Genomic DNA, 2368 nt, shown 5'->3' on the forward strand with positions numbered 1-2368 from the left:
TAATTAGGGTTTTTTATATTCCCATTTTTATGGGTGATCTATTCAAATAATATTTACCTATCTTTAAGGCCAATTTATCAACACATATTTTATAAATGATAAGCATGAAAAAATTATTCATTTTTTGTTGTTTAGCCTTTGGGTTACTTTCCTGGAAGGAAGGGGTGAGTCAGGAGAAAAGGGAAGTCACACTAGAAGATGTTTTTAAAAAGGGCATCTTTAGACAAAAGTCAGTATCAGGTATTAACTGGATGAAGGATGGCCGTTTTTACACTTCTCTTGAGCATACAAAAAAGGCCGACTATGTGATTAAATATAATATCACCACAGGAGCCATTGCAGATACATTGGTAAACGGGGAAACTCTTTACAAGGAAGGTCAGACTAGCAGTTTAAGATTCACTAGCTATACCTTAAGTGCTGATGAAGACAAAATATTGATAGCTACAGAAAGAGAACCCATATATAGGCGTTCCTCAAAAGCTTTTTTCTTTATCTATGATCTAAAAAGCAAAGCCCTTAGCTCATTGGCCCAAGGTGACAAACAATCTTTTGCTACTTTTTCTCCGGATGGTTCCAAAGTGGCTTTTGTGCGTAATAACAACTTGTATTATGTGACTTTGAATGACATGAAGGAACATGCTGTGACAACAGATGGGAAATGGAATCACATCATCAATGGTTCATCAGATTGGGTTTATGAAGAAGAATTCTCTATTGCCAAAGCTTTTTTCTGGTCTCCTGACAGTAAATTGTTGGCCTATTATACCTTCGATGAGAGTGATGTAAAAGAATACAACATGCAAGTATGGGGAAACCTTTATCCGAAGGATTATAAATTTAAATATCCAAAAGCAGGAGAAAAGAATTCCAAAATTGATATATCCGTTTTTCACCTTACCAAGGGAGAAAAAACAAAAATGGATATTGGGACGGAAACCGATATATATATACCACGCCTTTACTGGACACCTAATTCAGAAACCCTTTCTATCATCCGAATGAATCGGCTGCAAAATAAACTTGAAATATTGCACGGGAATGTTAATACAGGAAGTACTAAAGTTATATTGACCGAAAAGAGTGATACTTATGTAGATATTGATTTTACCGATGACCTGACTTACCTCTCAGATAATAAGACATTTATCAAAAGCAGTGAGCAGGATCGTTTCAAACATATTTATTGGTATAAAATGGATGGAAGCCTTATCCGTCAAATAACCAAAGGAAATTGGGAGGTAAATTCTATGGAGGGAATCGATCAAAAAAGAAAACTGATTTATTATCTTTCAACTGAAGACTCTCCATTGGAGCGTCAATTGTATGTCATTAATTTCAACGGGAAGGGAAAACGGAAACTTTCTTCCGCTGATGGCTGGAACAGTGTTAACTTTAGTAGAGATTTCAAGTATTTTATCAATTATCATTCTACTTCTACCGATCCCCTTACTGTAAGTCTTCACCGTGCTCCTACAGGGAAAATCGTTAAAACTTTGGAAAAAAATGAGGAGCTTCGAGAGAGATTAAGTGAATTTGACCTGGGAGAGAAAAGCTTTTTTAAGTTGAAGACAACGGGGGGAACCGAATTAAATGCCTACATGATAAAACCGTCAAATTTTGACGAGAATAAAAAATATCCCGTTTTAATGTATGTGTATGGTGGTCCTGGTTCTCAAATGGTAACCAATCGTTGGGGAGGAAGTCGAGAATCATGGTATCAGGTGCTGGCAGCAAAAGGATACATCATTGTTTGTGTGGATAATAGGGGAACTGGAGCAAGAGGAAGAGATTTTAAACACGTTACTTACGGAAGATTAGGTAAATATGAAGTAGAAGATCAAATTGAAGGTGCCAAATATCTGGCTTCACTTCCTTTTGTGGATAAGGACAGAATTGGAATCTGGGGCTGGAGCTATGGGGGCTATATGTCTTCTCTTTCACTTTTCTTAGGAGCAGATTATTTCAAAACCGCAATTGCTGTTGCACCCGTTACGAACTGGAGATTTTATGATACCATTTATACTGAGCGTTACCTGAAGACCCCACAGGAGAATCCTGTTGGATATGATGCTTTTTCGCCGGTGACTCATGCTGAAAAATTAAAAGGAAATTTCTTTCTAATTCATGGTACCGGTGATGACAATGTTCATTTCCAGAATGCAGTTACCTTGGTGGATGCTTTGGTAGATGCCAATAAGCAATTCAGGTCGTTCTATTACCCCAACCGTAATCATGGAATATATGGAGGAAATACAACCTTCCATCTTTATAATATGATGACTGATTACCTATTAAAAAAATTATAGTTTCGACTAAATTTACCTGTGATAAGGGTATAAAAAAAGCGTGAAAGATCTTTCACGCT

1 protein-coding gene is annotated in these 2368 nt (G+C 36.7%); it reads left to right on the top strand.

The window, feature by feature from the left end:
• Positions 1–104: 104 nt before the first annotated feature.
• Entirely contained in the window at positions 105–2309 is a 2205-nt protein-coding gene (locus E1171_RS02665; RefSeq protein WP_155203812.1) for a S9 family peptidase, read from the top strand.
• Positions 2310–2368: the final 59 nt, after the last annotated feature.

The organism is Xanthovirga aplysinae (assembly GCF_009711365.1).
GTDB lineage: Bacteria > Bacteroidota > Bacteroidia > Cytophagales > Cyclobacteriaceae > Xanthovirga > Xanthovirga aplysinae.

Bases quoted from the DNA above. Each gene is read 5' to 3' on its own strand.
- E1171_RS02665 (WP_155203812.1), top strand. From the start codon at position 105: ATGAAAAAATTATTCATTTTTTGTTGTTTAGCCTTTGGGTTACTTTCC.